Source organism: Corynebacterium sp. HMSC22B11 (assembly GCF_001815965.1).
In the GTDB taxonomy this organism is placed as follows: Bacteria; Actinomycetota; Actinomycetes; order Mycobacteriales; family Mycobacteriaceae; genus Corynebacterium.
Genome location: NZ_KV823484.1, coordinates 1 through 2,459, shown reverse-complemented (window position 1 = coordinate 2,459; position 2,459 = coordinate 1). Strand labels below are relative to the sequence as shown.

The window sequence follows — 2,459 nt, the reverse complement described above, 5'->3', positions numbered from 1 at the left end:
CCCCCCCCCAGAAACGACAGAAACGATTAAACCCACCCCGACCAGCTACAAGGAATTCAATGAAGAAAACCCTAGAAAGCTCAATCACCCCGCCCAAGAGTAAAACCGACCTGCACACCCCTATCCGCCCCATCAACTGGAACCGAGTGCAGGACGAAAAAGACCTCGAAGTCTGGCTCCGACTCACCGCGAACTTTTGGCTGCCTGAAAAGGTACCCCTCTCCAATGATCTGCCGGATTGGAACAGACTCTCTGACCTGGAACGAACCCTCACTATGCGGGTCTTCACCGGATTGACCCTACTGGACACCATGCAGGCCACGGTCGGCGAAATCAGCCAGATTCAGGATGCCCTCACCGAACACGAGGAGGCCGTCTACACCAATATCGCCTTCATGCAGGCAGTCCACGCCCGCTCCTACTCCAGCGTTTTCTCCACCCTGTCCAGCACGCCCGCAATTAACGACGCCTACGACTGGGCGGTCAAGAACGAGGTTCTGCAGACCCGCTGCCGCAAGGTGCTGGTGCACTACTTCGGCGAGGATCCGCTGAAGCGGAAAGTCTCGGCCACGCTGCTGTCCTCCGTGCTGCTCTACGCCGGCTTTTACCTGCCGCTGCACTTCTCCACCCGCGGGGTGCTGAGCAATACCGCGGATATGATCCGCCTCATCCTGCGAGACAAGGCCGTCCACGGCTACTACTCCGGCTATAAATTCCAGCGCGGCATCGAACGCCACCCGGAGCGGGCGGCGGAACTCTCCGATTTCACGCACGAGCTCCTTGAGGAGCTCTACCAGCTGGAGTTGGAGTACTCCACGGAGCTCTACGAACCCTTCGGCCTCATGGCGGATGTAGAACGCTTCGTGAAATACAACGCGAATAAAGCTCTGATGAACCTGGGCTACACCCCAATCTATCCCGGCTCGGAAACGAACGTCAGCCCTGAAATCCTCTCGGCGCTAACCCCGGGCGCGGATGAGAATCACGATTTCTTCTCCGGTTCCGGATCCTCCTACATCATCGGTATCGCCGAGGAGACCGAGGATGCCGACTGGCAGTTCTAGGCGCGGCATCCGCCACCCAAGCGGAGAACGCGCCCCGCCCCCGACGCCCCCCCCAAGAAAAAGAAGAACACCCCACGAACAGAAAGGGAGACACAAATGTCCTCTCAGCACACCGTCAGTGTCCTGGTCGGGAGCTTGCGCGCAGGCTCCTTCGCTCGAAAAATCGCGAAGCAAGCCATCACCTTCTTCCCCAAAAGCTGGGACGTCAAGATCGTAGAAATCGGCCACCTGCCACTCTATAACTTCGACTACGACGACCCCGCCGTCACCGACCTGCCCATCCCCGATACATACCGCGACTTCCGCGAGACCATCAAGAACTCCGACGGCATCCTCTTCGTCACCCCGGAAAACAACCGCACCATCCCCGCCTGCCTGAAGAATGCGGTAGACATCGGCTCCAAGCCAAACGAGGACGTCGCATGGAAAAACAAGCCAGCCGGCATCATCAGCCACTCCGTGGGACGCATGGGTGGCTATAGCTCTCAGAAGAACCTACGCCTCGCGCTCTCCTATTTCGACATGCCGACCCCGGGGCAACCGGAAGTCTTCCTTGGCCAGTCCCCCACCCTGCTCACCGAAGACGGCACCTTCAATAACGAAGCCACCCGTGATTTCGTGGCAGGCTACGTGCAGCGCTTCGCGCAGCTGGTGTCGGAGACTGCGGCGTAACTCGCCGCACTGCCCGGATCTGGCCGGATCTGGCCGCTGGTTGTCGCCCACGGGCTCCTCGACACGATGGCTTTCGCGGGCAATGCCATCGCCCGCGGTCACCTCAACTTGGAATGGCTGGGACTGTAGTTACCAGTGTTGCTGGCGGTGCGCGTGACCACATGGCAACGCTCCCGCTAAGATGTCCCCATGAACTCACGCGATGAATACGCCCGCGACCGGGATGGCAGGATCCTGACCGATCGTTTCGGCCGCCCGGTGCGTCGTCGCCCCGCGCCTGGTCCCGCGTCGAACGCGACGTCCAGCACTCCCGGACCAGGTCAAAAGCCCGCGCCGCCGCGTTACGTCCGCTCGAATATTCCCGACGCCGCCGGCCAGCACCGTTCCCCGGCACCGGGATCCGAACACGGTCGCCACGAAAGGCCCCAGCACGCAGAAAAGAATCAGCGCGCCGAGCGGCTCCAGCGCCCAGAGAAGGCCCCACAGCGCGAGAGGACGCAGCGACCGGAGCCGCCCCGCTACCGGCAGGCCCCACCGGCTGGTACGCAGCGACCACACGATAGCCGCGGGGGCTACGCACCGCGCCCGGCCGCAGCTCCCCAGCAGGGCGCGTACCGCCCGGCACACCCGGAGGCCCAGCCACGCGGCGCGTACCAGCAGCCGCCGCGCCCAGCCACCGCCCGGCCGGAGGGGCACCGGCAATACCCGCAGCCCGCGGGCGGG

2 protein-coding genes and 1 pseudogene are annotated in these 2,459 nt (G+C 62.8%); all 3 read left to right on the top strand.

Annotated features, from left to right (window positions below; genetic code table 11):
* Window positions 1-59: 59 nt before the first annotated feature.
* The gene (gene nrdF / locus HMPREF3088_RS03650) at window positions 60-1,064 is read left to right on the top strand and encodes a class 1b ribonucleoside-diphosphate reductase subunit beta (RefSeq protein ID WP_083317315.1); all 1,005 of its coding nucleotides are present in this window, start codon (window positions 60-62) and stop codon (window positions 1,062-1,064) included.
* A gap of 96 nt (window positions 1,065-1,160) precedes the next feature.
* Window positions 1,161-1,736, top strand: coding sequence for an NADPH-dependent FMN reductase (locus HMPREF3088_RS03645; protein WP_070758483.1), 576 nt, complete (start codon window positions 1,161-1,163; stop codon window positions 1,734-1,736).
* A gap of 189 nt (window positions 1,737-1,925) precedes the next feature.
* Window positions 1,926-2,459, top strand: a pseudogene (locus HMPREF3088_RS10105) (LytR family transcriptional regulator); the annotation flags it as partial.

Bases quoted from the DNA above. Each gene is read 5' to 3' on its own strand.
- HMPREF3088_RS03645 (WP_070758483.1), top strand. From the start codon at position 1,161: ATGTCCTCTCAGCACACCGTCAGTGTCCTGGTCGGGAGCTTGCGCGCA.
- nrdF (WP_083317315.1), top strand. From the start codon at position 60: ATGAAGAAAACCCTAGAAAGCTCAATCACCCCGCCCAAGAGTAAAACC.